Origin of the sequence: Paenisporosarcina quisquiliarum, from assembly GCF_043641925.1 — a bacterium.
Taxonomy (GTDB): domain Bacteria; phylum Bacillota; class Bacilli; order Bacillales_A; family Planococcaceae; genus Paenisporosarcina; species Paenisporosarcina quisquiliarum_A.
In genome coordinates, this window is sequence record NZ_JBHZRU010000011.1 from 54,951 (window position 1) to 80,665 (window position 25,715).

Annotated in this window: 30 protein-coding genes; 9 read left to right on the plus strand and 21 right to left on the minus strand. The window is 36.2% G+C overall.

Annotation, left to right across the window (positions count from 1 at the left end):
• Positions 1–56: 56 nt before the first annotated feature.
• Entirely contained in the window at positions 57–980 is a 924-nt protein-coding gene (gene ctaG, locus ACHUE4_RS09820; RefSeq protein WP_394189467.1) for a cytochrome c oxidase assembly factor CtaG, read from the plus strand.
• 368 nt (positions 981–1,348) lie between these two features.
• Here the strand turns inward: ctaG and ACHUE4_RS09825 are convergent, their stop codons facing one another.
• The 5 genes from ACHUE4_RS09825 to ACHUE4_RS09845 form a co-directional block, all read right to left on the minus strand.
• A complete protein-coding gene (locus ACHUE4_RS09825) occupies positions 1,349–2,251 on the minus strand; it encodes a cation diffusion facilitator family transporter (RefSeq protein ID WP_394189469.1) in 903 nt (300 codons plus the stop codon).
• Between the two features lie 137 nt (positions 2,252–2,388).
• Entirely contained in the window at positions 2,389–2,835 is a 447-nt protein-coding gene (locus ACHUE4_RS09830) for a disulfide oxidoreductase (protein ID WP_394189471.1), read from the minus strand.
• Positions 2,828–3,505, minus strand: a complete 678-nt coding sequence (locus tag ACHUE4_RS09835; RefSeq protein WP_394189473.1) for a DsbA family protein — start codon at positions 3,503–3,505, stop codon at positions 2,828–2,830. The genes ACHUE4_RS09830 and ACHUE4_RS09835 overlap by 8 nt, the downstream gene beginning before the upstream one ends.
• Before the next feature lie 23 nt (positions 3,506–3,528).
• The gene (locus tag ACHUE4_RS09840) at positions 3,529–4,416 is read right to left on the minus strand and encodes a copper resistance D family protein (protein ID WP_394189475.1); all 888 of its coding nucleotides are present in this window, start codon (positions 4,414–4,416) and stop codon (positions 3,529–3,531) included.
• A 206-nt stretch (positions 4,417–4,622) separates the two neighbouring features.
• Complete coding sequence (locus tag ACHUE4_RS09845) at positions 4,623–5,165, minus strand: copper resistance CopC family protein (protein WP_394189477.1); 543 nt, start codon at positions 5,163–5,165, stop codon at positions 4,623–4,625.
• Positions 5,166–5,315: 150 nt separating this feature from the next.
• Here ACHUE4_RS09845 and ACHUE4_RS09850 point away from each other — a divergent pair, with 150 nt between their 5' ends.
• The 3 genes from ACHUE4_RS09850 (at position 5,316) to ACHUE4_RS09860 (ending at position 8,301) form a co-directional block, all read left to right on the plus strand.
• Positions 5,316–5,699 (plus strand): ArsR/SmtB family transcription factor, encoded by a 384-nt coding sequence (locus ACHUE4_RS09850; protein WP_394189479.1) that lies wholly within the window; start codon positions 5,316–5,318, stop codon positions 5,697–5,699.
• A complete protein-coding gene (locus ACHUE4_RS09855; RefSeq protein ID WP_394189481.1) occupies positions 5,692–7,800 on the plus strand; it encodes a heavy metal translocating P-type ATPase in 2,109 nt (702 codons plus the stop codon). Before ACHUE4_RS09850 ends, ACHUE4_RS09855 begins: the two co-directional genes overlap by 8 nt.
• 258 nt (positions 7,801–8,058) lie before the next feature.
• Entirely contained in the window at positions 8,059–8,301 is a 243-nt protein-coding gene (locus ACHUE4_RS09860; RefSeq protein WP_394189483.1) for a hypothetical protein, read from the plus strand.
• Between the two features lie 410 nt (positions 8,302–8,711).
• Here the strand turns inward: ACHUE4_RS09860 and ACHUE4_RS09865 are convergent, their stop codons facing one another.
• From ACHUE4_RS09865 to ACHUE4_RS09875, 3 genes are all read right to left on the minus strand, one after another.
• Positions 8,712–8,927 carry a hypothetical protein gene (locus ACHUE4_RS09865; RefSeq protein WP_394189485.1) on the minus strand — a complete coding sequence of 72 codons (216 nt, stop codon included), beginning with the start codon at positions 8,925–8,927 and terminating at the stop codon, positions 8,712–8,714.
• Between the two features lie 192 nt (positions 8,928–9,119).
• Positions 9,120–9,842: a ZIP family metal transporter gene (locus ACHUE4_RS09870; RefSeq protein WP_394189487.1), complete on the minus strand. Its 723-nt coding sequence runs from the start codon at positions 9,840–9,842 to the stop codon at positions 9,120–9,122.
• 142 nt (positions 9,843–9,984) lie between these two features.
• Positions 9,985–10,374: a hypothetical protein gene (locus ACHUE4_RS09875; protein WP_394189489.1), complete on the minus strand. Its 390-nt coding sequence runs from the start codon at positions 10,372–10,374 to the stop codon at positions 9,985–9,987.
• Positions 10,375–10,614: 240 nt separating this feature from the next.
• Between ACHUE4_RS09875 and ACHUE4_RS09880 the strand changes: the two genes are divergently transcribed.
• Positions 10,615–10,914: a YjzC family protein gene (locus ACHUE4_RS09880; protein WP_394189491.1), complete on the plus strand. Its 300-nt coding sequence runs from the start codon at positions 10,615–10,617 to the stop codon at positions 10,912–10,914.
• Between the two features lie 89 nt (positions 10,915–11,003).
• On the opposite strand, the gene tatC is transcribed toward ACHUE4_RS09880, so the two are convergent.
• From tatC to ACHUE4_RS09915, 7 genes are all read right to left on the minus strand, one after another.
• Positions 11,004–11,726, minus strand: coding sequence for a twin-arginine translocase subunit TatC (gene tatC / locus ACHUE4_RS09885; protein ID WP_394189493.1), 723 nt, complete (start codon positions 11,724–11,726; stop codon positions 11,004–11,006).
• A 37-nt stretch (positions 11,727–11,763) separates the two neighbouring features.
• Complete coding sequence (locus tag ACHUE4_RS09890; protein WP_394189495.1) at positions 11,764–11,958, minus strand: twin-arginine translocase TatA/TatE family subunit; 195 nt, start codon at positions 11,956–11,958, stop codon at positions 11,764–11,766.
• Positions 11,959–12,003: 45 nt separating this feature from the next.
• Positions 12,004–12,189: a transcriptional regulator gene (locus tag ACHUE4_RS09895; RefSeq protein ID WP_394189497.1), complete on the minus strand. Its 186-nt coding sequence runs from the start codon at positions 12,187–12,189 to the stop codon at positions 12,004–12,006.
• Positions 12,190–12,248: 59 nt separating this feature from the next.
• Positions 12,249–13,418 (minus strand): ZIP family metal transporter, encoded by a 1,170-nt coding sequence (locus ACHUE4_RS09900; RefSeq protein ID WP_394189499.1) that lies wholly within the window; start codon positions 13,416–13,418, stop codon positions 12,249–12,251.
• A 15-nt stretch (positions 13,419–13,433) separates the two neighbouring features.
• Entirely contained in the window at positions 13,434–14,450 is a 1,017-nt protein-coding gene (locus tag ACHUE4_RS09905; protein WP_394189501.1) for a multicopper oxidase domain-containing protein, read from the minus strand.
• Between the two features lie 535 nt (positions 14,451–14,985).
• Complete coding sequence (locus ACHUE4_RS09910; protein ID WP_394189503.1) at positions 14,986–15,375, minus strand: hypothetical protein; 390 nt, start codon at positions 15,373–15,375, stop codon at positions 14,986–14,988.
• Between the two features lie 346 nt (positions 15,376–15,721).
• Positions 15,722–16,207, minus strand: a complete 486-nt coding sequence (locus ACHUE4_RS09915; protein WP_394189505.1) for a hypothetical protein — start codon at positions 16,205–16,207, stop codon at positions 15,722–15,724.
• Between the two features lie 239 nt (positions 16,208–16,446).
• Between ACHUE4_RS09915 and ACHUE4_RS09920 the strand changes: the two genes are divergently transcribed.
• A complete protein-coding gene (locus ACHUE4_RS09920; RefSeq protein WP_394189507.1) occupies positions 16,447–16,605 on the plus strand; it encodes a hypothetical protein in 159 nt (52 codons plus the stop codon).
• Between the two features lie 35 nt (positions 16,606–16,640).
• On the opposite strand, the gene ACHUE4_RS09925 is transcribed toward ACHUE4_RS09920, so the two are convergent.
• Entirely contained in the window at positions 16,641–17,099 is a 459-nt protein-coding gene (locus tag ACHUE4_RS09925) for a JAB domain-containing protein (protein ID WP_394189509.1), read from the minus strand.
• A gap of 625 nt (positions 17,100–17,724) precedes the next feature.
• Between ACHUE4_RS09925 and ACHUE4_RS09930 the strand changes: the two genes are divergently transcribed.
• Complete coding sequence (locus tag ACHUE4_RS09930) at positions 17,725–17,850, plus strand: hypothetical protein (protein WP_394189511.1); 126 nt, start codon at positions 17,725–17,727, stop codon at positions 17,848–17,850.
• A 776-nt stretch (positions 17,851–18,626) separates the two neighbouring features.
• A complete protein-coding gene (locus ACHUE4_RS09935; protein ID WP_394189513.1) occupies positions 18,627–19,025 on the plus strand; it encodes a hypothetical protein in 399 nt (132 codons plus the stop codon).
• Between the two features lie 44 nt (positions 19,026–19,069).
• Here ACHUE4_RS09935 and ACHUE4_RS09940 read toward each other — a convergent pair whose 3' ends face one another.
• On the minus strand, positions 19,070–19,504 hold the full coding sequence (locus ACHUE4_RS09940) for a hypothetical protein (RefSeq protein WP_394189515.1): 435 nt from the start codon (positions 19,502–19,504) through the stop codon (positions 19,070–19,072).
• Between the two features lie 311 nt (positions 19,505–19,815).
• On the opposite strand from ACHUE4_RS09940, the gene ACHUE4_RS09945 reads away from it, so the two are divergent.
• Positions 19,816–20,241: a ribbon-helix-helix domain-containing protein gene (locus ACHUE4_RS09945; protein WP_394189517.1), complete on the plus strand. Its 426-nt coding sequence runs from the start codon at positions 19,816–19,818 to the stop codon at positions 20,239–20,241.
• 564 nt (positions 20,242–20,805) lie between these two features.
• On the opposite strand, the gene ACHUE4_RS09950 is transcribed toward ACHUE4_RS09945, so the two are convergent.
• From ACHUE4_RS09950 to ACHUE4_RS09965, 4 genes are all read right to left on the minus strand, one after another.
• Positions 20,806–21,672 carry an Abi family protein gene (locus ACHUE4_RS09950; RefSeq protein ID WP_394189519.1) on the minus strand — a complete coding sequence of 289 codons (867 nt, stop codon included), beginning with the start codon at positions 21,670–21,672 and terminating at the stop codon, positions 20,806–20,808.
• Between the two features lie 184 nt (positions 21,673–21,856).
• Positions 21,857–23,458 carry an ArdC family protein gene (locus ACHUE4_RS09955; RefSeq protein WP_394189521.1) on the minus strand — a complete coding sequence of 534 codons (1,602 nt, stop codon included), beginning with the start codon at positions 23,456–23,458 and terminating at the stop codon, positions 21,857–21,859.
• The gene (locus tag ACHUE4_RS09960; protein WP_394189523.1) at positions 23,448–23,672 is read right to left on the minus strand and encodes a hypothetical protein; all 225 of its coding nucleotides are present in this window, start codon (positions 23,670–23,672) and stop codon (positions 23,448–23,450) included. The genes ACHUE4_RS09955 and ACHUE4_RS09960 overlap by 11 nt, the downstream gene beginning before the upstream one ends.
• A gap of 50 nt (positions 23,673–23,722) precedes the next feature.
• Entirely contained in the window at positions 23,723–25,708 is a 1,986-nt protein-coding gene (locus ACHUE4_RS09965; protein WP_394189525.1) for a VirD4-like conjugal transfer protein, CD1115 family, read from the minus strand.
• Positions 25,709–25,715 lie beyond the last annotated feature (7 nt).

The following is a 25,715-nucleotide window of genomic DNA, read 5'->3' on the forward strand; positions in this document are numbered from 1 at the left end:
GAGTATTAACAAGGTTTTACTTAATCAATAATTTGCAGAAAAAAGGAGCGAATTTTATGCCTTTAAATATATTTGGATTTCAAGCATTATGGAGTCCGGTTTTTATCGTTTCAACGTTACTGATACTCATTCTATACTTCTTAATTACAGTCAAAATACGGAATCGTTATAAAGACAGTGAAGCATTGACACTTAAACAAGCAAGTGCATTTGTTATTGCTATCGTATTGCTTTATGCATTGAAAGGGTCACCCGTAGATTTGTTGAGCCATATTATGTTTTCTGTTCATATGGTTCAAATGGCATTACTCTTGATGCTAGTTCCACCGTTATTGATTTCAGGAATTCCAGTATGGATGTGGCAAAAATTATTCTCCAAAATTTTTATTCGTAAAATTTTCCGGTTCTTTACGAGACCAATTTTCTCTCTGATTGTGTTCAGTGGATTATTCTCTTTTTATCATGTACCGGTTATTTTTGATTTCATCAAACAGAATGAATCGTATCATACTCTGTATACCCTAATATTGTTTATTTCAGCTATTTTTCTTTGGTGGCCAATCATGCACAAACTCTCCAGTGAGCCTCAAGTTCATGGTCTAAGTAAAATTGGCTATATCATTGGCAGTGCTATATTGATAACACCAGCTTGTGCTATTATCATCTTTGCTAGTGAACCTATGTATGAAACCTATACAAGTGGAGAAGCGTGGATGAAAGCGATGGAGCTTTGTGTGCCTGTCTCAACACTAACCAACTTATCTTCTCTTGGCCTGTCGGGTCCGGAAATGTTTTCTAGTCTTTCACCAGTTGATGATCAGCAATTGGGCGGCATCATAATGAAAATTATTCAGGAAGTGATCTATGGGGTGGTTCTAGCCATGATTTTTTTTGAATGGTACAAGTCTGAAAAGGATAATGCAGAGGAAATTACGAATAAAGCACTTTTAGATCGACAAGCTTATTTAGCAAATAAATAAATTCCCATTACATTATGTAAATGTCTAGAGTTGAAACTGACCCTTGAAACCTCTTTTGCATGAATGTTTTCATAGAATGTAACATAGAAAACCTGTAATACTAATGATCGTCTTGCATTTTAACACTCCTTCCACTTTATAATTAGATAAGAGACTCAGTATTTTTATCCTAGATTCGAGCATTTATCGGCATTCAAGAAGGGTTAGAATAGTATAAACTGAGTGTTTTTGATTAGATAATTTAGACAGCGCGATTTAAATAATAATAAATATAAAACCTAATCAAAAACAAATTTTGATTAGGTTTTTATTTAATGCAATGATGTTTGCATTCATTTAATTTTAATTAATGTATATGGAAATTGAAATTAGATTTGTAGTTCAGGGTGTTTAAAGGTGGATTTTTCAATTTGAATGGTCGTGTGCTCAATTTCATATCTTTCCCTGACTAAATGAATAGCCTTTTGTAGAATGATTTGTTCATTGCCATTATCACTGATTGTCATGTGGCAACTTAAAGAGTCCATTCCAGAAGTAATGGTCCATATGTGTAAATCATGAACATCTAGAACATCATCAATTCCTGTTAACAACTCCTGTATCTCAGTTTTATTAAGTGAAGGTGGTGTTCCTTCCATCAGAATATGAATACTTTGCGTGAGCACTCCCCAGGCACTTTTGAGAATTAAAAGAGCTACTAGAACAGAAATGATGGGATCCGCAATATACCAATCAAATACCAACATGACGATACCGGCAATGATTGCACCAACTGATCCTAGAGCGTCTCCTACTATATGTAAATAAGCACTTCTCAAATTAATATTACTTTTAACATCAGCTTTTTTTATTAAAGTAACTGCACTAAGTATGTTAGCGATAAGACCAATAATCGCGATTAGAATCATGGTACCGCTTGACACAGATGGAGGTTCATTGAAACGTTGAATAGCCTCATAAATAATGAAGCCAGAAATTAAAAATAAGGTTAGTCCGTTGAATAAGGCCGCTAGAATCTCAAATCTATAATACCCGTAGGTCTTAGTTGGAGAAGGAGGTCGGCTGGCAAACCGAATGGCAACAAGACTTAATGCAAGTGAACTTGCATCGGAAAGCATGTGACCACTGTCAGATAACAAAGCTAAACTGTTTGTGATAATTCCCCCGAAAAACTCTAATACCATAATTCCTGTCGTAATGGTAAGTGCAATGATGAGTCCTTTTTTATTGCCTTCTCTTTGATCACTTCCGTGATTGTGATTGTGCCCCACGTTGAATCACCTCATTCTTATTTAATCATCTCAACCATTCCACTTTTAGTTAAACGATACAAGTTCTACAGAAAAACCGAGGATTAACTGTCTTTGCAGTTTTTCCTCGGTTTGCTCTTTTTTAAACCTTTTCAAAACTATTCATTTGTTTTCGCTTGCTTTCCATAAAGAACCAACATGCTGATTGTAATTAATGTAAAGGCGCTAAGGGCTAAAAATGGGATCGTAATAAACCCAAACCAATTGATGTATTCAGCGCTACAAGGAACACCACTCACACAGGGTCTAATTCCACCAAACCCTGGAACTTTTTGCTCAAGGTAGTGAAAAATTGAAATTGTCCCCCCTATTACACTCAGAGGTAAGACAAATTTTCTTACAGAAATATCACTTTGAAACGTACCAATTCCTAATATCAAAACTAAGGGATACATGAAGATTCGTTGGAACCAACACAAATCACATGGGATAAATCCTCTGATTTCACTGAAATACAAACTTCCCATTGTTGCAACTACTGAAACCAACCATGCAAAATAGAGAAACCAAACCTTTTTGCCCTTGTTGTTGGTTGCATTATTCATTTTTTTTTGCCTCAAGCTCTTGATCAATCATCTCTTTAATTGCTTCATAATTAAAAGGATCTTCAATTGTGCTTCCATTTATTTTTATGGTAGGCGTCTGAGTTACATTATGTTCTGTATATAATTTCTCATCAATATCCACTTGAGGCTTCGTTAACTCTTCTTCAATATCTTGCTTGAGCTGATCTTGATTAATTGAAGGGAACTCTTGGGCAAGTTCAAGCATTTTCTCTTTTGAAAGCCATACATCATCATGGTTCACTTCAGGCTGAGCATCATAAATAGCTTTATGAAAATCCCAATAAGAATCAGGGGCTTGCTTAAAAACAGATTCCGCAGCCATTGCACCAACAGTTGATTCTTCTCCATGGAACAACACATTAACATAAGAGAATTTAATATCACCAGGTATTAAGTAATCTTCTACTAATTGCGGATAGATAGTTTCACCCCACGCTTTACATGATGGGCATTTGAAGTCACCAAACTCAACCACTGTTACCGGTGCATCCTTTTCACCTAAGGCGGGTTGACCTGTAAGATCGACCTCTGTTTTTTCAGTCACGGATTGTTCCTGACTTTTATTGCTGCTTATTACCACAATTATAGCCAGTAAGGCTACCGCAACAATTGTTACGATTACTGCAAATTTCATATTGGAATTCTTCATCGTCAACACTCCTATAATTTTATTTAGAAAACAACACTATTCATTAAACCTAAATACATTGAGATGATGCAAAGAATACTCATACTAAAAGCTAGAAGAGGTGAGAATTTTTTCACCGTCGCAATCCATGCAAAACATAAGAAACAGAGTGATAATGCGAAAAATAATGTGCCTAACATGCTGAAATCCATGTAAGCATCAATTGGCAAAGAAATGGATTCGGAGTAAACCGTACTGAATAATTTCGACATGCCATTGCTCCCTGCCACTGCTCCAATGTCATGTGGTGGTTCTTGTTGTCCGAGTAAAGCTGTCGCCGAGAATATGAGTAATAAAGTAAAACTCTCTGCTTTTACCCAATTACGTGGATTAAATGTTGGGTCTTTTTGAATTTTCCGTTTTATCCAAATTCCATTAACACATGAAAAAAAAAGGATTGGAATAAGGATTAGATGCTTGATAAGCAAGGATTGTCCATATGGAAGAATCCAAGAATTAGGATAACTGGTTAAATCAATCACTAAAGTCACTAAAAAGTAGCCCGTTATAGATATGACTAAGAGACAACCAAGAGCAACGGGTGTAAACCATTTTAAAAACGCAAGCCAGTTCTCATGATTCAAAGAAAACCAACTAACTACGAGTAATAATCCTACCCATATGGTTACCGCTAGAAAATGAAGCGAATGTGCGATAAATCCACTCCACTCGTTCAGAGAAGCCGAATGGCTAGCCCATCCTAGGGCTAAGAGAAGCATTATGCTAAAAGTTAATGAGATGACTGTATGAATCTTTTTAGTGAAAATCGGGATGATGGAGACATACAAATAAAATGCAATGGATACAAACAACGTAAATGACCATGCTTGTCCCACTTCAAACGTGGAAATCACGTTCTGTATGGTCATCATTAACCCTATATCCTCATAAAGAAAAAGGACTAGCCGTATGACCGGAAAAAGAGAGAAAACCACAATCCCTAAAATGGAAATCTGAATCCATCGTTTGTGAATGAATATTTCCGGCTTTTTACTAGAAGGTATAAGTGAAAAAATGAGTGAACCTATAATAAGTGAAAAGCACAAATATAAAAGCGTTTCGGATAAATAAATCCAAATCATTTCCTTCGCTCCTTTTTAAACAACACTAAAGCTGTGCCAAATGCTATTCCAGTTAACAAAATTGCCATTACAATGACGACAAAATTGGATTTCTTAGATTTAATAGTTTCCTTTTGGGGCTTTTCGATAGGAGTCGGAATCATTTCTTCATGTTGTTTTTCCTTCGTCACTTCTGAATTGGCGTTCTTTACAAGCTCTACGGAAAATGAAAACTCCCCCTCAATCGGATGGCCATCTTTTCCGATGATTTTCCATCTAACCATGTACTTCCCTTTAGCTAAGGGTTTCTCAAGTTTCCCAACCATTTCATCCACGTTTATTAAAGTTTTTTCAATGGGCATTTCAACGCCGTCTGCATTAATGACTTTAAGCATGCTGGTATTCTCAATTGTAGTGTTAAATCGTAAAGATACACTTTGCACTTCATCTTTCATGATTTCTTCAGTGGCAGGGTTGGAACTTGAAAGTCCAGAATGCCCTAAAGCTACAGGGGTTAAGATAAAAAGAAATAGTAATGTGAAAATACATGTTTTTTTCATTTGGAAGCCTCCTATTTCCCTATACTTCATGATTGTAACAGGAATCAAATCATATTCAAACAAACATTTGAATATGATTATTGACAATATATTGTCTATTGCATACACTAAAAATAACAATCAAACGATTATTTGAATGAGGTGGAGTAAATGAGTGAATTGATTGAAATTACAGCAACGGATGTTTGTGAAACGACTTGTTTCGACGAAGTAGTTGTGAATCGTGTTAAACCTAAGATAGAAGAAATAACTGGTGTCGAATTATTATTTAAAGCTTTATCAGATGCTACTCGGTTGAAAATAGCGTATGCATTGAGTCTTGAAACAGAGTTGTGTGTTTGTGACGTTGCAAATATTATTGGGACTTCGACAGCTACGGCTTCTCATCATTTGCGTTATTTACGAAAAATGGGATTGGCTAAATATCGAAAAGAAGGAAAAATGGTCTTTTATTCCTTAGTCGATGAACATGTACATCAATTAGTACGTATTGCACTGGATCATTCGAAAGAAGGGTGGAACAAACATGAATGAGGATAAAAATGTATATAGATTGCAAGGACTATCTTGTACGAATTGTGCTGCCAAGTTTGAAAAAAACATTCGCGATATCCAAACTGTTCATGATGTCCAATTAAATTTCGGTGCATCCAAACTTACCGTACTAGGAAATGCCACGGTAGACGAATTGGAAAAAGCTGGTGCTTTTGATGGGATTAAAGTTGTACCTGCAAGCCAAAAAATCCAGATAGAGAAAGAGCCTTTCTGGAAAAAAAGAGATAATCAAACGACTTTTATTTCTGCGGTATTACTCCTTCTTGGATATTTGTTCTCAACGGTTTATGGAGAAGAAAGTATTCAAACCATTCTTGTATTTGGAGCATCGATTTTGATTGGTGGCTACAATCTCATCAAAGTGGGATTAGCTAATTTAATTAAATTTCAATTTGATATGAAGACATTGATGACAATAGCCGTAATTGGTGCTGCTATTATCGGAGAATGGGGTGAAGGAGCTGTTGTCGTCTTTCTCTTTGCCATAAGTGAGGCATTGGAAAGCTATTCAATGGAAAAAGCACGACAGTCCATTCGAACTCTCATGGATATTGCACCAAGTACGGCAATAATCAGACGTGGTAAAAAAGAGTTTGAAGTGGCAGTGGAAGACATACAAATCGGAGATATCATGATTCTGAAGCCTGGCCAAAAAATTGCCATGGACGGTGAGGTAATTCATGGCCAATCATCTATTAATCAATCCGCCATTACTGGGGAATCCGTACCAGTCCATAAGGTAATCGGTGACGAAGTATTTGCTGGCACGTTGAATGAGGAAGGATTATTAGAAGTTAGTGTAACAAAGCGAGTGGAAGATACCACGATTGCTAAAATTATTCACTTAGTAGAAGAGGCTCAGGCCGAAAAAGCACCATCTCAACAATTTGTAGATAAGTTTGCCAAGTATTACACACCGGCAATCATGTTAATTTCATTATTGGTTGTGGCGGTACCTCCCCTTTTCTTAGGTGGAGATTGGAGTGAGTGGATCTATCGTGGGTTGGCAGTCTTGGTTGTTGGATGTCCATGTGCACTCGTCGTATCCACACCAGTAGCAATTGTAACTGCCATCGGAAACGCTGCAAGAAATGGTGTATTGATTAAAGGCGGTATCCACCTAGAAGAAACCGGTCGCTTAAAGGTTGTGGCATTCGATAAAACCGGAACACTAACAAAAGGAACACCTGAAGTAACGTCTGTGGTTTCTCTTTCAGATTTGAGCATTGCGGAAATTCTTCAGCTGTCTGCTTCCATCGAAAAATTTTCACAACATCCTCTTGCTTCAGCCATCTTAAAAGAAGCTGAAAGACAAAAAATCGAATTGGTACCGGTTGATAATTTTCAATCAATTACAGGAAAAGGTGCCAAGGCGACGATTGGTGAACAAAATATCTTTATTGGAAGCCCAAAAATGTTTAGAGAAACTCAGTCTTTATCTAGTGCCATTGAAGATGAAGTGAAAGCGCTCCAAATGGATGGGAAAACGGTTATGTTACTGGGCAATGAATATGAAATTAAGGGATTCATTGCAGTTGCTGATCAAGTGAGAAAAAGCAGCCTAACTGTCATAAAAAAACTTCACGAATTGGGTATTCAAAAGACCATTATGTTAACGGGGGACAATCAAGCAACTGGTCGAGCAATTGGTCAGCAATTAGAGTTAACTGATGTTCGAGCTGAACTGATGCCACAAGATAAATTGAATGTGATTAAATCACTTCGAGAAGAGCATGGTAAAGTTGCAATGGTCGGAGATGGCGTGAATGACGCGCCAGCATTAGCAAGTGCAACGGTCGGCATCGCCATGGGGGGTGCCGGAACCGATACAGCGTTAGAAACAGCTGATATTGCTTTAATGGCTGACGACTTAGAAAAACTTCCTTATACCATTGCGTTAAGCAGAAAGACATTAAACGTCATCTATCAGAATGTTGCATTTGCCCTGGGCTTGAAAGTTTTGGCTCTCCTATTGATAGTCCCAGGTTGGTTAACCTTATGGATGGCAATTTTTGCGGATATGGGAGCCACGGTAATAGTTGTACTGAACTCATTGAGACTGTTACGTACAAAAGATTGATTTTTTAAGAGTGAAGGATAAATGAATAAAAGAACCCTACCGAATCCTTCGTATTAGTCGGTAGTGAATTAATTTTGATTATTGCTTATTTCATTAGTTCAAATTTTTAGAAGGACTCACTCCAAATGAATTGTGAAATGAACTGGTAAAAATGATATCGTCACGGTTTGTTCACTCTTCCTTCCCACGAGACATTTAAAAGACTGTATAATGTCAAATTATAAGTACTAAAAAATGTCTTTAAAAAGGATGGTTTACATGGAATTTTTGTATTTTCCAGAGGATAAAACTGAATATATAAAAGCGATTTTCACTTTTTTACCGTTTATTTTGGGGACTATTTTCACATTTTGGTGGCTCTCAAGGCTTTCAAAAAAAGAACAGTCATATATGGAGAGATCTCCAGAACAGTACATTTCAGAGAAACTATTCATACAACCCTACATGAGTGAAGAAAAAAATAATCAAAAACAGAAATTCAATAAAAATAATATTTATTAGGAACCTTCATTCACATTATATGACATGTAAAATTAGGGGTCTTTTGTTTCAGTAATCCATAGAACCGTATTGTCTTGGTCATAATTGAAAAAATAAGCACTACTAAGTGCTTTTCAGACTGAAGACAAACTCATCAAATTTGAGTTTGTCTTCAGTCTTTTTTTCTTTTTATATCTGAAATATAAATAGTTTAGGGGAAATCGACCATGAAGACGATGAATTTAGGAAACAAAAGCGACCAGCTTGAGATGTGTACTTGAACCTGGCAAGATCTAATTATGAGCATAAAATAAATGTTCCAATGACCAAATAATCAAACCAATTTAGTATAAATTCAGCAAAAAAATAAACGAACCTGAAATCGGAAAAATTTCAAGTCCATTTGTCTACAGTTTGAGAAACTGAGGGTTTCATTTTTGTTTAGGAATGGGTTTTGGATCAACTTTTTGAGAATCATTATCGTTCCTTAATAAAAAATAGGAAATGATACCGGAAACAACGGATCCCCCTGCAGCAATTAAAATACGTGTGACAAGTGGTACTTCTGAATAATCCTTTTTAAGGAACCAAATTGCAAGAATGGCCACAACAACCATGATGGGAATGACAAATCTGAAACGCTTCATATAATACATCCTTTTTTTCTTTGAGTGTACCATATAAATTATTGATACCTTGGCGTAAATTGTAGCGTTTTTAAGTCTTTTGGATTCAGTATATATTGCTAGTTGTAATTTCAAAATACTAAGTAATCAATCACAGTTTCAAAAAAAAACAGATTGTATTTTGGATCGTATTTTAGGGAGATAAACATAAAATTAAATCATTAAAAAATACCAACCTGTAATCACAAAACCTAATAATGCTAAGACGAAAACATGAAAAGATGATGCATTTTTAATTGGTTCAGATAATACTTCTTTTATGGTGATCATGTATATGGTCCCTACAGCTAAACCTATCGTTAAGGACCAAGCCAATGGATTTCCAACGCCTATCAGTTTTCCAAAATATGCTCCAATTCCTACTGGAAACGCAATGACTAGGGATAACAGTAACCATGTTCCAATTCCAAAGCCAGCCATAAATAAAGGCGTGAATACAATAATTCCTTCTGGGATGTTGTGAAGAATAATAGTTTGAAGAAGAGTTTTGTTAAATGCAACGTTTTGGTTCGCTCCAAGTACGATTCCTATAGGCAAATTATGAAAAGAAATGCTCAGCACTAACAAAATACCCGAATGTAAGAATGACTGCTTACGTCGATCTTTTATTGCACATACGAACAAGTTGGTAACACTATGTACAAAATTAAAAATGATAACCCCTATTACAAACCCCATACTAAATGTAATCCAATTCCCTAATTCTAATGCTTCCGGTGCAATTTCAAAACTTAACATTCCTAATAGAGAACCAGCACAAATACTATAAATGACGTCCATTCTCTTTTGAAATCCTCTTAGCATCCATGCAATCATTCCACCAATTCCAAAACCTGTAGCAGTCGACAAATAGCCAACGACCCAAATTGCTGCCACGTATTCACCCTATCGCTTTTTGTATATATATGGTTACAAAAATTTGATTATGAAAAATGTGAAATTACTGTATGAAAAAATCACAAAATAATCCCTAACCTTTAGTTCAATAGAATCCGAATATTTCATTCTTTTTTCAGTTTTAATATTTTTTTGCTTCTTCTCTTGCAAAGAGATTCAAGTGATCCAAAATTCCTTTTTGAATTTCTTGAGCATCCTCACTATTTTTAATATGTAAATCATCTTCTTCATTTCTTAAAATTTTCTCTATACTCCATTGGAGATGCTTTGTTTTTTTCTTGGATGCTTGTTCAAAATAAAAGAGATACTTTTCTTGATGAAGTAGCTTCATGAAAAAAGGCATGGGACGACAGGTCAATAAAGCGGAGTCCTTGTTAGCAACTGAAATCAGTTTATTATAAAATTCATGATCACCTAAAAAAAACACATTAATGGTGTAATACCCTCTATTATCTTCTTGCTCTTTAACTAAAACATTAAATTTATAAAGTTTATCATGTATGTGATTCATTAAAATTCCCCTTTCCTGATTTTTTCGCATGACAAGAAATACATTACCTTTAAAAGAAACATTATTTATAGTATCAGAAAACACTTAAAATTGCTTGGACTCATCATATTTAAACGTAGTGTCATTTATTATTATAAAGGCTATTAACTGACGCTACTCAAACACGGAGAAGGTTTAATAATCCATAAACAGGTTATTATAAATTCAAACCAATAAATTTACTTAGAGAGGAAAATGAATATGCACTCGCAAAAAGATTTACACCAAACTGGAGAGACCGTTGCTGAATCAGGGCATTACTTTGATAAGGACGGAGAGCATATTGCTCTTAAGCAAGGGGATACTTTTCCAAATTGTCCAAAGACGAATCAACCCACTTCGTGGCGCCATGAAAACCATGAACATCGAACAGGTGATGAAGTCACGGAAACTGGATTGTATGTTGATCAAGATGGAGAAAAGGTAGAACTTACCAATGGTGATAAGTTTCCCAATTGCCCAAAAACAAATCAATCCACTACATGGAAACATGTTCAATAATGCCAAAAAGAAAGCCAACAGTCAGATCTGTTGGCTTTTTTTTGGAGAGCTATTATTCAAGTTGAAAAATTTTACTTAGTAAACGTGTGCTAATCAAGAAATAAATTTTTTTGTTGACGTCTGTACACAAATTTTGACAATGTGATACTTCCCTCATAAAGAAGGAGTAATGGAATAATCACAAGAATATCAGATAAGAAATCGGGTGGTGTTATCAAAACAGATGTAAGAATGAGCACGAAGTACGCATATTTCCTGATTTTTTGTAAAACGAATGGATTAATGATGCCTAAACTTGTTAAAAACATAATCACAACTGGTAATTCAAACAAAAACCCAAAAGGTAAGGTCATGTTCAACAAAAACTTGAAATATTTTTCGGTTGTAAAAAAAGTCGTAAACAACTCATTAGATAGAGACATTAAGAAATTTAATACTAAAGGAAATAAAATAAAGTATCCGAAACTAATACCGACCATGAATAGGACAAACAGAGCAGGTACATAGGCAAGCGTCACTTTTCGTTCCTTTACTGTTAATCCTGGACTAATATATCGCCAAATTTGAAGTGCTGCGACCGGCATTGTGGCAGCTAACGCGACAACACTTGCAATCATTAAATAAACCATTAATATGTCACTCGGTCCTAACAAAGCTAGCTTAAATGGTAAGTCTTTGACCAGTAAGTGATAAATATCTTGGACGTAAATGAAGGCAAGCAAAAAGAATAATAGAAAAATCCCTAAAGTGACGATTATTGACTTACGTAATTCTTCTAAGTGTTGAACAACATTCATGCTTTGACCCTTCATCTACATCCCTCTCTCTCTAATTTTCCATATCAGATCTTTATTCTTTGTTCGACTTCTCTTGGTTTGACGGTTCTCTTTTATCGTCTGTTAATAAATCTTTTGTTGAATTCTTGAACTCTCTTAATGTGGAACCAAATGCTTTTCCGATTTCAGGTAATTTGGATGGACCGAAAATGATCAGTGCAATGACCAATACTAAAATCAATCCTGGAATGCCTATATTTTGCATCATTTTATCCTCCTATCAGGTAGTTTGTTATTAATTAAGAACGGTCTTTTAGAGAAAATCATTTATTTCAATACTTTTTCCAAGCATTTTTAGACCATGATTTATTTTGGCAAGAGTTGAAAACCTCGGTAAATAATTTTGGTTGTTACATATTTTTTTTATGGTCGCATAACCGATGTTCGATGCTTCTTCTAACAAATGAATATTGATGTCTTCTTGTTCATCGAGCCACATACCAAAATTACTCCTTTTGCCACAAAGATTCCTGTGCAACTTTTTCACCTCAAGTAAATTTAATATTTAACGAAAAAGGCTGTTAGGTACATGATGAGCAGACCTAATGTAAAACCACTTAAGTTTAACCATGAAACAGTTGGTTCCAAATGCTTCTTATGATCGTTAATTAACATTTTTGTAATGACATAAACAACTTGTAAAATGGCTCCTGCACCAATACCCAAGAACAATGCACCTAGAATTGGAGAGAAAATGAATCCACCAAACCAAGTTCCTAAAATAGCAGGCGCACCAGCTACTATTCCAAGTAATATAAAATCACGTATACGTGGTTTTATTTTTAATAGAGGGGCAGCAATACCAATTCCTTCGGTAATATTATGAAGAGTAAACCCGATAATCAAAAATGTACCTAATGCCGCCTCACCTAAAGAAAATGATGTTCCAATCGCCAAACCTTCACCAAAGTTATGAAGTCCTATACCTACTGCCATCAACAAGGCGATATTAAAAGGAGAAGAGGCCTTCTTTTCCAATCTTTTTTGTTGAAACTGATCAAATCCAATCAACAATATGAAAGTTAGCAATGCTCCTAAAATAACTACCATATCTCCTTGCAAAACGGCAGGAGCTTCCGCACCGATTTCAAAACCATCGGCCAAAGTACCAATAAACAGGAACAGTAGCAGTCCCACTGTAAGTGCAAGAATCGCGTTAATCCATTTTCGTGAGAATCGTTTCATAAATGGATACCACAACAAGCCTAATGTGATGGGAACGATTCCTACATAAAATCCGATAAATCCATAATTCAGGAAATTGTCCCAACTTCTTTCAGGTGTGCGGGTCGCAGCCGCAATTTCACCTTCTGTGATTATTCCATTTGCAGATATTATTTTGATTATATGTGGATCGCCTTGCACCCACGGATAATTGATTTTGACTACACCTTCATCAAAACGCTCAAATGTTTCTGAGGGCGACACGCTAAAATTCCAGATTGAATCATCCACGATTACTTGTGAAATGGTCATCGTTTCAGGTCCAGTATTACTGACGGATAGCTCAAATCCGTTATTTGTTGTAATGATGCGTTCGATATTCAACACTTCTATCGGAGCCGCAGGATCTTTCTCAATACCAGCTCCATTAACAGTTACCCAGGCAACTACTGCGATAAGTAGTAACAAAGGAATTAATCCAGATATCAACCATTTAGTCTTCACTTTAGTGAACCTCCTTTACTCAACTTGAAAGAATCCCATCCAACCTAATTCAGCAAATTCGCTTACATGTGCATGAAACATATAATTGCCGGTGTAAGGAAAACGAACTTCGATTATTCCCCGTTCACCCTGACATTGCATAATTGTGTCAGTAAATTGGGAAGGATTATCGTTTCTACCTGTTGGATAATACGTAAAGTAGTTAGCATGTAAGTGGAAAGAATTCAATAAATCAAATTCGGTTAAATTGCTTAAATAAATACGAACGAGCTGGTCTTTATTAATTTTAATTGGGTGATTCATAAATGCATTCGCATAGCCGTTAACTGTATAAAATTCGTTTGCACCATCCAAATCTAAATCATATCCATTCATCACCATGTTTAATTCCAATGCGGGTTCTCTAGGCTTTTTAGGATCGATGATAAAATTCCCATAGAGACCTTTATGAATATGACGTGCTAAAGGAAGAACATGGCAGTGATAGATTTGGAGTCCGTATGGTTTTGCTTCAAATTCATACGTAAATTTTTGCCCTGGATAGATAGGTTCCAATCCATCCATTTCTGGCGGATGGATTCCATGAAAGTGAATGGAGTGAGGATGACTGCCTTTATTCACAAAGTGAAAGCGTAAGAGATCCCCCTCTGTGCATCTGAATGTAGGTCCAGGAATTGTCCCGTTATAGGTCCATCCAGGAAACTTAATTCCTTTGGCAATTTCAATTTCTTTATCAACTGCTTCAACCTCGTAAACTCTTAACGTTTGCCCATTCGGTAAAGTACTAACCTTTCCATAATCAAACGCAGTCAGTGCTTTTTCAGCCATCTTGTAACCTTCGCTGTTTGAAACATCGGTCATCGTCTTACTGTGATTCATATTGCCATGCTTATTTCCACTATGCGTAGCAGCCTTAATGACGGGATTTAATCCTGTTAAAGAATCTAATAAGTAACTACCAGCTACTCCAATAATCCCAGCAGATCCCAGTTTTAAGATATCGCGTCTTGAAACATGGTTTTCTTTGTTCACTTTTTGACCCCTCCCAAAAAAGTTTCGTTTAGGAAACTTTATAATTATTATCCTTACTTTATTCCTGAACTAAACTTTTTGTCAATGTTTTTTTAAAAATGATAAGTCTAAAAAATTTAAAACAGGTTAATAACAGTTTGTGACATGGATTTAAAAAAGCACCAAAGCCGATTTAGGTAACCCGTTCAGTAATCTGGTACTAAATCGAAATTAAACATACAAAAGGAGCCCAAATTCGCATATGAATTGGGTTCTTTTAAATTGCCTATGCATCAGGATTTGTTGTTGTTTAACGTCTAATATGTACATCGTTTTAGCACGTCTATTAGCAGACATACAATTTTGATTGTTTATCTGTTAATAGACGTGCTAAAAGTGGTGTTAAATATCTGCTAATTACTCGAATTGAAATATTAGAAAGTTAATAAATGTGAATTTTAAATGCAAAAAAACCCAGCCGAATAGCTGAGTTTTCACACCGAATATTTATAAGTCTTATTCAACTAAAGCACCTCGTTAGTTGAACAAGACTTGTTTACCCTTCAACGATTGCAAGATATTTTTTGATTTCTCCTTCAGATTCAATAATTAAAATATCTCCTCTTTCTTTGGTGGAAAAAATCTTTGCACCAACAGGAAGTTTATTCGACATCTCATCTTTAAAATCTGTATTTGCATCATTTTTTGTTTTTATTTCACCGATTTGAACATCTTTTGTTAAAGACAATTCTTCAACCCAATCAATATTAGTTTTGTAAATAACTCCATCATACTGAAAAATATCAGCATCAGAGTCCAATGTTAAAACTTCTTCGGCATCAATACTATCAATTGTTGTTACTGTGGTTGTTTCCCCTTCATTGGAACACCCACTAATCATAAATAACGTTAATGCAATCAGGACAAAAAATAACTTTTGAACCAATGTAATACCCCCTTTATACATATAGTCGGAAATACACTATCATAAGTTTCATCTTCAACTAAACTGCCGCGTTAGTTGAAGAACAAAAGTAGCAATCAATCAATACATCTATTATTAATATTACCATATATTTGATGTTAACCCTTTAATTTTTAAATCAAATATCGAAAAAAGCACTGCTAAAAGCAATGCTAATTTGTATGTTAAAATGGCGGTAATTGTTGCTCTATTTGCCGAGTTATTTACATTTTTGTACCAGATTACTGAACGGGTTACGATTTAGGCTTAAGTGCTTTAGTAGAATGAGTATATCCAGTTTCGTATTCGAGGGAAATTTGTTATTCATTTAAGGAGTATTTTTGGTTTTTATCGGTAAATCATGTATATAGGTTTCAATTTCTTCTTTTAGCCAGTAAGGTTTACCTCCAATTAAGGCTGTTTCAGTGGGCAGTTTCCCCCTCTTTCGTAACATGTGAATTTTCTTGGTATCCATGTTTCCTCCATGTTTATTTATCAACTCTCCAATATCCTTCTGGCTTAATAAATCATTTGTATTCTTAATAATCAGCGGTTTAAATGATTCTGCATGATAAGTGTCGGAATAAAAGTAAGTCAGTAATCGATCCATTGCGAATTCAATCCAATTGGAATCCATTTCTTTAAAGACGTGATTCAAATCAAGCGATTCTTCATATTCAAAGAAACGTGCAAGTGCTACGAGCACTTGTTCATTTTGATTTAATGATTTCAAGTCTTGCTGCTGTTCCTTTGTTTCTACATAAAACCTAAGATTCTGGCACTTCGCCAGAATTTCCATGGTTGCCTTTTTCAAGTGAATCCCCCCTTGTTGAATGATTCAATATTTTACTAATATATCAAGCTTCGTTGAATCATTCAACAAAATTCCTTTATCGCATTTTTAGTGACTACAAAACACCAGTTAAGCGAATTACTGAGGAAATATTAGCTGCCCATCTTTACCATCTTTACATCACCAAACGCTCTATTTTGTGAAGCTGCATAGATTACACTATTTTGAATTGCAAATGGGATATTCAGTTTGTCGCATGATTGGAACGCAAAGAATATAGCTTTTCTGGTCTTGGTGCACTCGATGACATGTTGTTGTCTGGATGCAATCATCAGATTCCTTCTCCAAAAGTAGAGAGCACGAAGAGCACGTACTTATTTTTCGTTCAGTCGGCTGGTCATGGTTATTATCCGGTATGAATGAAAGAAAAGGGGAAAGCTCCCCTTTCGCCTCTTTAAATCATTCCTTTTTCCCTTAAGGAATAGCCGTCTGAATGACTGACGATGATGGAATCTAATACCTCAATGCCCATTATCTCTCCGGCTCCTTTTAGTCGTTTACTGACTTCAATATCTTCCGGGGAGTACTGACAGTTACCACTTGGGTGGTTATGGGCTACCATGATGCTCCCTGCATTATTTAGAATAGCTGATTTGAACACTTCCCTTGGATGAACAATACTAGCATTTAAGCTACCCACATGGCTTTTATGAATGGCAATAACCTCATTTTTAACGTTTAAGCAAAGTACCAAAAACACTTCTCTATCTTCTTCTGCTATAAGTGCTTTAATAAAAGAAATTGCATCTTGTGATGAACGTATTTGTTTAGGTAGTAGGCTTGTATACGCTTCTTCAACCTCTCGAATTTCCTGTTTGATTCGTACGATTTCAATCATTTTTTCTAATTTCATGATGTGTTCCTCCTTTTGTGTTGTTCGCCGGGCGGTATATGTCCCAAAAGGGATAATTTTTTGCCTTTTGACACGTGGAACGAACACATCCCTTAGCCGACCGGTCAAGGGTTTCAGCGCAACAAGTTTTTCAGCGAAGCATAATTTGAAAAAGTTTTTCGCCCCTTGACTGTTTTCTTTCTTTTCTAGTCGGCTCCTGTCTTAATCGGAAAAAGGGGTAGGGCGAAGCCAGGGAATCTGCCACTATTTCAGATTTAGACAGGTTGGGAATGGGTACGATCCGGAGGACAAAAGCAAAAAATTCAATAAAAAATGGCAGTCGCTTGACTGCCATCCATATTCTTTATGTAATTAATGTTTTCGGTTCGTTTACTCGTTGGAAAAAGAACAGGAACCTACGGCATGTAGGCAACGTCTTACAGTCCGTGGTTATCGAGCTTTTTAGAGGAAAGCGACACGCTAGAGCTCATTGCAAAGCGTTTCCTGATTTGATATGCGCTCTCGTGCTGCCGCCAGTCAAAGTTTTTTATGTAAGAGGTCTATTTAAAGAAGGATTGTTCTTGTAAATGGAGAATATTGTAATTATCCTATAGAACTATAAAATAAAGAAAGTGAGATTATACATATGAAAATGTTAAAGACAGTAGATGCAGCAAAAAAAGAGATTAAAGAACTTCAAGATTTTGTATTTCTAGTAGAAAACTATGAAGTGGCAACAGTAGAGCAAAAAATCTTAAAGGAGTATGCCTAGAACCTAAGTTAAATAAATAATTAGACCGTGAATCATAAAAGGAGAATTAAAATCAAGAAAAGATTACTCAGTTTTTAAAAATTAGTTTATAGGGGGAATCAACTATGAATAAAGTTCAAAAGATTTACTATATCGTATGTTTTGTTATATTTACATGGCTTAGTTTTTCCAATTTCTTTTTCAGTGAAGAAGAAAACTTATGGAAAAAAATCGGAGTTTTATTTCTTTCTTTAGTTGTAACGAATGGATTTATTTTCATTGTATACACGGTACATAAAAAAATTCTCTCTAAAAAAAGTAATCTAATATAGTACATACAAGATCATAAGCAGCGAGAAAAGAGTAACTGAAACTTATAGTGACTCTCCTCCTTGTCTCTTTTTTTTATTTTAAAAGCTGAACCTATCATGTATGCGCCATGCATTATAGGTTGACATAACGCCAGTTAGTGGCAGTTCGCTCCTTCACGACACCCCTTATCAATCCTCACTTTCTCTTCTTTTCGTCTTTCCTTCTGATATACATCCTTGATTTCACGGGCTTTTGATCCATGCATCCGTCTGGTTCATTGAATAAATATCCATTTGATCTTTACGTGATAAGTTTATTTTTCTGTCCAAAGTAGTTGATCTCTATATTGGAAAATTTTCCATTCGTTTTTAGGGTGATGATTTTCAGCATCCCAAATAAAACAGTTCCCCCGTTTAGATTTAGTTTCTAATAAATGATTAGTTATAGGCATATCCTATAATGAAATTCCTAATTGGAGGGATTAAATGAAAAAATCTAATAAAGTTTTTATACTAATTTGTTTAGTATTAACGGTAACAATTTTTGTTTTTTATAATAACTCACCGTTAGCCAAAGAACCTATTAATAATAAAATTACAGTTACTGATGGATTCACCGAAGCTAATGAGATATTGGGAAAAATAGATGAAACTAAATTGGCTTTTCAAATCGAAGAAGCATTAAAAAATAATAGTTACAGTCCTTCTGGAGGAGTTGCGTTTCAGATATATTCCTCTGATAAACAATACGTGACAATTCTTATGGAAAACATAGATACAAAAGATAAAAATACTCAAAATAACATTCAAAAAATTGTTAATACTGTTGCAGCAGCAAACGATTTTAATTTATTTGTAGTTGATATACAAAAAGCAAACAAATAAAAAAACTAGCTAACCATTTTTGGTTAACTAGTTTTTTTATTTGTTTAATCTTCCACTACTAGTCTGACAGCATCACTACTTTGATTCTTTGAGGTTGTTCTTAAATAAAGATTTACTTTTCCAGTACTATCAGTATAAGGTCTAACGTCTATCTTCCCAAAACAAAAATATGAGCCTTGGGTACTACCAGTATTAGTATAACTCATAACGGGTAATACAGAGCCCGAAGGAGTTACAAAATGTGAATTAACCGTGTTTCCCGGATCAACCGATTCTATACAAAGTCTTACATCTCCTCCACCAGAGGTAAAGGTTGATGTGCTAGTTCCATATATTGTTGCGGTGACGGATGTATTGTAAATTACGTCCCACTCTCCAGGTCCATACATAACTGATTCATTTGCAAATGTTGAAGAAGGAACTGTTAAAGCGAGTATCAATATGAAGAGAAACATTCTTAAATCTTTCAATTTTTTCATAGTAATTTACTCATCCCTTTCAATAGTTTTTGGACAACAAATAATAGATTCGCCATTGTAATTGGAATATCCTTCAAATTAATTGAGTGAAATCGAAACTGAAAAAGAATAATACAGACAAGGGACTACCCAAGCTGCCAATGCAAGGGTAGGTTGCCGAAACTATAAGGATAATCCACCCGAAGCAACTAACTGACTAACTCACGGGTGGACATTTTTTGTTTAAAATCAAAATTAAGTTACCTAAAACACTATATTATAAGTTACTTAAAATATATAATAAAAGTAACTTGAAACATGGAGGTTATTTTATGAAATGTATGAACTGTAATGGCACAAATGATGTAGCTGTATTTTCTCGTGGTGATGAACAAATGACGTTGTGTGCTGAGTGTCGTTATAAGTTAGCAACGGGCGGTTTAACAGAAGTTAACAAAGTCGGTCGTCCTTCGCTTGGTGTGACAAAGAAGGTATCACTTACGCTTTCAGAAGAAGAGTGGGAATGGTTTGATGAAAGAGCAAAAGGGAATCGTTCACAATTTCTCCGCGATTTAGTTCAACAGTCACCAGAAAGTGATTGGAGCAATAATGCCTGTCTTGGTTATGCCATTTTAGGGGCGAAACAACTTGGATATGACAAGGAACAGATCAACCAACTTGTGAAAGCAATCTATAGTGAGTTTGATTTTAAAAGTGTTGAGAAAGCAAAAGACGTATACAGCAAGTCACCATATTAAGCAGGGAAAGGGGAGCGATTGGCTGCCGCTTATTTCTCATGAATAAGTCAGCGCAGGATAAGGGGAACGGCATTCCACTCCGCATCAGATAAAGCCTGTTGGGGCATGACTTTAAGGACGCCGTTCTTCAATAGAAACTTCAAAATTATCATACAAACAGATAAATCTGAAGCTAACTTCTAACTGAAGTTAGCAAGATTCACTTCTTTTTCAAGGAATGACTATATCACTGCTAGTCTTAAGCGTAGTGAACTTAAAATTTTTAAGTTCATTACTCTGACTAAGAAAATAATTAAAAAAAGAACTCATACCATATTATAAGGTTTGATTACTATTTAAAAATGAATAAAAAAATCCACCCTTGAGTTAGCTGCTCTCGGATGGGCAGGTGGATGCCTTGGAATTTCAACTAATTTAGACATTAGACTTTCTACTACAGATTTTATTTCAGCCTAATGTTCTCTTCCTTATAAACCAGGCATTTAATGAAATTCGCGGCGGAATAATGCTTTCTATAAGAAAGGACTGCTCCCCATAAAGAGAACAGACCTGAATATAAGTTTTTTATAAATGATTGTCCCAATCCTTCGGAAAACCCAAATGTGTTATGTCAATATACTCATCATATTCGTCAATAAGTGCCTTTAATGAGGTTGAAAGGTTCAGTCGTTCATTGCTGCTTAATAGTTTACTCAAAACGATTATGGCAGTAAATATGTCATCAGTGCTTACTTTTTCACGTATATCATCAAACAATTGAGGCTGTATAGATAGTTTTTTTCCGTATAACCTACCGTGATGAGCGCAAATATTTCTGATGGTGGTCAAGGTATGTAACCAACTCTGTGTATATTTAAAATGCACATTATAATAGTGCTTAGATATGTATTGCTTATCCTTATTTTTAAGGTTTTTAAATAACATCGATAACGTTGAAAAGGAAAGGACTTCAATAGCCACCCAAACGGGAAAGACTCCGCTATATTTTGTGTGATGGTGAGCCACGAATAATTCTGTTTTACTATCTTTTATAAATCGATCTAGATTGCTCATGAACTTCTCGTGATATGCAGGATTCGAAAAATTAGCTGACTCCAGGTATCCGAGTGCTCCGTATTCATGGGAGTGATGATAAGAAATATGTGCCCTGAAGGCGATCTCGATACTTTCCAATGCACCCAACAGTATCTGGCGTAATTTTTTGTCAAACTCGTACATAGAAATTAGCTTACTAAATGTGGTTCCTTCAAGATATGCATCCTCTTTAGATTCATCTTTCAATGTTAGACCGTAGGCAACTAGGCGGTAATAATTGACTTTTTGTAATGCTGCTAGGGCTTCTTGAGGATTATCAACGATAATACCTCTAGCTTGAAGAATTAGAAGTTGTTCTTCGAATGTTTTAGCATGTTTTATTGGACGTGGTTCCACAGGAATGCCCCCTAAAAAAAACGACCCACCGTGGTCCGCATTGTTAAGAGGCGTGGTGGGTTCTGTTACTTATAATATACAGCAAGCTGATAAATATGTACAGATTTTAATTTAACAGCTAGCTCTATATCTAGTTCTGCTGAAAAAAGAGAAAGTGGGTTCATTCCCACTTTCTCCAATTGGTTCATTTCTCTAATTCTTGTTGTTTTTCTTTCGTTGCAACTGCTTCTTTTAACTCTTTGGTGTGACTGTGGTGAGGATTTAAGGACTCGATGTTTTTCTCTAATGCCTCTCGGGATTGCAATAATGGATTTTTCATTAAATGCCATCCTACCGTAATATTGTGTTGATGTTCGGCTTTGAAATTTTTCGCTTTAATATATTTGCCGAGGCGTTCATTTAAAAGTTTTTCGTTTTTGGTCTGTAGATGATTGGTTTCTTTCACGGCCGTGACAGATAGAAATCGTTCGGTGTTTAAGGACTGGGCGATTGCTGTCTTCTGAATAAACTTTTGCCCTTCGATTTTCTTCGCAAATGTTCGTTCTGTCGTTGTGCCCCCCTCAAGTGTCACCGCATATTTACCATCTTTGATTTTGGTGACCTTCATGAAGTCTTCCACTTTTTTATACTCTTTTACGATTTCATTCTTGTTTTCCAATACGTTGAGGACATGATAACGGCTCTCTAAGTCACTTAACGGCACCAAGCGATTGGTATTAGTGCGCAGGATAAATTGGTTGTCACGTGTATTTTCTTCCACTTTCGCAAATAAAACCAATCCGTTCTTTGGATCTACTAACTGCATGGTTGGATAATCGTTAAAATCAATCTGAAGTTTTTCCTCCAATTCAGATTTCACTTTGGAAGGATCGATGGATTGATAAAACTCATTGATTTTTTCACTTTGTAGGGAATTGATTTGTTCAATCATCTGACTGGATACTTGCTGCACTTCTCGAATCGCTTGTTTGGCGACATTCAAGTCCTGAGCCCAGGTCGCAATGTAGCCAGTAGAAGTCAGGTTGGTATCTAGCCCATAATATTTTGACACAATGTAGGCTGCGGATTCTGCCTGTGCTTCCTTATGACCACGGGAATATTGATTCACGTCATTATCTTTGTTGTGAAGTAGCCCGTGTGCATATTCATGAATGACGACTCTGAATTTAGCATCCGTGGTATTGGAAACTGCTGTATTGATAACAATCTCGTCGGTCGTACGATTATAAAAACCACCATAGGATTCATGCTCGTGGTGAGCTTCTTGAATAGATAACGGATTCTTTTCGTCTGAGTTTACGTTTTGTACAAAACGGTCATACAGTTCACTCAATGATTCTTCCGACTGTAAATCGTTCTGGACGAAATCTCGAACATTTGGCAATTCTCGGCCATTAGTTTGAGCGACATCAAACACCTTGCCAAATACATAGCCACTAATCGATTCTTTTACTTTCACTTGGGGATCGCCGTTTTCATCCTCAAGGACACGACCGGTTTCCTTGTCTACGGTTTGTTCCACTTCCTTTTGAAAGGTAGGCACTAGAATGTCAATACTCTTTTCGCCTTTAAGGACGTGACGTCCGAGCGCTTGCCATTGCTTGAATCCGCGAATCATGGTCGCATCCGGATATTGAGAGGCAATTAGTAAAGCGTTATGGAAAGAATAATTATGTCCCGAAGCCATAACATTCAACAAGTCCTGGAATCGGTCATTTTTGAATAGATCTTCTAAGCTCGTCTCTAACCGTTTGGATACTTCAGTTAAATCTACTTTATTCGACATATTCAATCACGTCCTTTCGTACATACCAAGCCTCATATAAAGGCTCTAACCTGCCTTCAATACGAATGGGTGTGTAACAAGTTACCGTGTAATCTGCGATATTTTCTTCTAAATCGAGAACACCATCATATGTAAGCGCCTCAAAAGGCACAGGGTCATAAAAACTTAGTATCCGTTTGTCCGTTGCAAGAATTTCACTAATGGTCAAATACATCCAGTTCACTCCTTTTGGTGTGTGGGTTTCATCAAATCGTCCATCTGGAATTAGAAGAAGTTTTGAATGGTCACTTCTTTTTCTTTTAATCGTTTTTGAATGTCCTCTTTTTCAAGTTCATGCTCTTCTTCGGTGAGCGATTCATTTGGTTCCAGCTCAGCCTCATCAAAATCTAGGTCCAGATGTTCTGATTGATTCCGTTCTTCCTCGAGTATTCGAGTGGTGGTGCCGCCACTGTTAGAGCGAGGAGATTCAGCTAGTGTCTCCTCTTCTACTGTTGCGGCGATTTTTGTTTCTGCGACATGCTCTGGTTTCTCAACTTGTTCATGCTGCTTGAATTGGTCGAGATAGTTTGCAAACACTTCAGATTGCCAAGCCTTTTCAAGCTTCATCGGGAACATGCCACTGACAAATAAGTAGCTAGTATCCTTTGGAATATTGGATAAGTCCCCTTCTGAGATTAAGGGCTTTTTCACATACTGTTCAGATTGACTGGAACTAGCACTCGATTTGCCACTCATGAAGCCTCCACTTTGACTGGTAGAACCGGTTTGAACTTTTGCTGTCGTTTCGCCAGCGAGTTGAGAGAAATACTTGATGGTCTCCATGTCCTTACTTCGTAAATATAAGAGTGTGTCATGGTTGGATAAAATAGAACGAGCCATTTCTTTGCCATACATCGCTTCAATCTGACCGTTATCCTGAACGATCGTATTCATGGATAACCCTAAGCCTCGACAAGTGGCTAAAACGCGACCGTATTTCTCAATTTTTCCAATATTCGCAAACTCATCTAATAAGAAAATCGTAGGGATTTTCAACTTGCCTCGATTTTCATCCGCCATTTTATAAAATTGTGAGATCAATTGGTCGAAAAAGACGGATGTTAAAGCCATAAAGGGATTGTCATCCATAGGCAGCTTGACGTATAAGATGCTCTTTTGTTCTTGGAACGCTCGGAAGTTAAAATCGCTCGTGCTCGTCATCTTGCTGATTTTATTTAAGGTGAAAATGCTCACTTGTGATGCAAACGATGAGGTAACACTTGCGCGCGTGTTGCCTCCAAGAGTCGTTAACCCTTTTAATAGTTGATACGCTGGATGATCTTGACCTAATTCATCTTCTACCCAGTCTCGGAATTCATCTTCATCGGGTGCCACTTTTTGATTAAATGTGTGAATGACGTCTTTCATGCTAGCATTCTGTTTTTCTGTTTTGCAGTAAACAATCAATCCAGCCAACATTTTCTGCGCACGTTCCATGAAAAAGTCTTCTTTTCCATCTTTCGTGGAGTTTTTCGCAATCGTTAAGGAGACGCTTTGCGCATCCTGATCGTCGAGAACATAATCAAGTAAATTGTAACGGTCTTCATTAAAGTTAATGAAATCAACTTGATAGACTTGATATCCTTGTTCACGCTTGATTTGGGCTGTTCCATAATAGAGTTCGCCTTTAGGATCTGTGACGATAATCGATTCTTCTCGATTGTTTAACAAGTTCGGGATAACGTAAGATTGCCCTTTCCCACTCCCACTGGATCCGACCACATACACATTTCGGTTATCGATGGACGTTTCACGTGGGATGATGAGCAATTGCTTTTTATCAGGTACTTTTCCTACAATTAAACCATTTTCAAGCGATTCAAACGTTTTAGTTGGATTCGTTTTGTGGTACTTGTTGCGTTTTGCTAACTGTTTTCCATTCATAACTTCCTGGGGCAGTGTAAAGCGTGCCGAACCATGGACCCCGTAATCATGTGCATCTTCATAGGTTTTTTCAATCAAGTTCATCTTGGAAATAAACCAAAAGAAGAATACGCCCATTAATAGAAGAATTAATAATTTGGTTTGATTGTCGTCATCATTAATAACGTAATCCAGCGTACCGGACACATCGAGTAATCGGTTGTTAAGATCGCCTTTTAATTTCAATACCGTAAACAGTCCAGATAAAACATACCCTATGAGAAGAGTTAATAGGAATGTCATCGCTATTCGGACTCCGGCACCTTTTCGGAATTTTCGTTTCGCCATTCTTCTT

Bases quoted from the DNA above. Each gene is read 5' to 3' on its own strand.
- ctaG (WP_394189467.1), top strand. From the start codon at position 57: ATGCCTTTAAATATATTTGGATTTCAAGCATTATGGAGTCCGGTTTTT.
- ACHUE4_RS09830 (WP_394189471.1), bottom strand. From the start codon at position 2,835: ATGAATAATGCAACCAACAACAAGGGCAAAAAGGTTTGGTTTCTCTAT.
- ACHUE4_RS09835 (WP_394189473.1), bottom strand. From the start codon at position 3,505: ATGAAGAATTCCAATATGAAATTTGCAGTAATCGTAACAATTGTTGCG.
- ACHUE4_RS09840 (WP_394189475.1), bottom strand. From the start codon at position 4,416: ATGATGACCATACAGAACGTGATTTCCACGTTTGAAGTGGGACAAGCA.
- ACHUE4_RS09845 (WP_394189477.1), bottom strand. From the start codon at position 5,165: ATGAAAAAAACATGTATTTTCACATTACTATTTCTTTTTATCTTAACC.
- ACHUE4_RS09850 (WP_394189479.1), top strand. From the start codon at position 5,316: ATGAGTGAATTGATTGAAATTACAGCAACGGATGTTTGTGAAACGACT.
- ACHUE4_RS09855 (WP_394189481.1), top strand. From the start codon at position 5,692: ATGAATGAGGATAAAAATGTATATAGATTGCAAGGACTATCTTGTACG.
- ACHUE4_RS09860 (WP_394189483.1), top strand. From the start codon at position 8,059: ATGGAATTTTTGTATTTTCCAGAGGATAAAACTGAATATATAAAAGCG.
- ACHUE4_RS09865 (WP_394189485.1), bottom strand. From the start codon at position 8,927: ATGAAGCGTTTCAGATTTGTCATTCCCATCATGGTTGTTGTGGCCATT.
- ACHUE4_RS09875 (WP_394189489.1), bottom strand. From the start codon at position 10,374: ATGAATCACATACATGATAAACTTTATAAATTTAATGTTTTAGTTAAA.
- ACHUE4_RS09880 (WP_394189491.1), top strand. From the start codon at position 10,615: ATGCACTCGCAAAAAGATTTACACCAAACTGGAGAGACCGTTGCTGAA.
- tatC (WP_394189493.1), bottom strand. From the start codon at position 11,726: ATGAAGGGTCAAAGCATGAATGTTGTTCAACACTTAGAAGAATTACGT.
- ACHUE4_RS09890 (WP_394189495.1), bottom strand. From the start codon at position 11,958: ATGATGCAAAATATAGGCATTCCAGGATTGATTTTAGTATTGGTCATT.
- ACHUE4_RS09895 (WP_394189497.1), bottom strand. From the start codon at position 12,189: ATGTGGCTCGATGAACAAGAAGACATCAATATTCATTTGTTAGAAGAA.
- ACHUE4_RS09925 (WP_394189509.1), bottom strand. From the start codon at position 17,099: ATGAAATTAGAAAAAATGATTGAAATCGTACGAATCAAACAGGAAATT.
- ACHUE4_RS09930 (WP_394189511.1), top strand. From the start codon at position 17,725: ATGAAAATGTTAAAGACAGTAGATGCAGCAAAAAAAGAGATTAAAGAA.
- ACHUE4_RS09935 (WP_394189513.1), top strand. From the start codon at position 18,627: ATGAAAAAATCTAATAAAGTTTTTATACTAATTTGTTTAGTATTAACG.
- ACHUE4_RS09940 (WP_394189515.1), bottom strand. From the start codon at position 19,504: ATGAAAAAATTGAAAGATTTAAGAATGTTTCTCTTCATATTGATACTC.
- ACHUE4_RS09945 (WP_394189517.1), top strand. From the start codon at position 19,816: ATGAAATGTATGAACTGTAATGGCACAAATGATGTAGCTGTATTTTCT.
- ACHUE4_RS09955 (WP_394189521.1), bottom strand. From the start codon at position 23,458: ATGTCGAATAAAGTAGATTTAACTGAAGTATCCAAACGGTTAGAGACG.
- ACHUE4_RS09960 (WP_394189523.1), bottom strand. From the start codon at position 23,672: ATGTATTTGACCATTAGTGAAATTCTTGCAACGGACAAACGGATACTA.
- ACHUE4_RS09965 (WP_394189525.1), bottom strand. From the start codon at position 25,708: ATGGCGAAACGAAAATTCCGAAAAGGTGCCGGAGTCCGAATAGCGATG.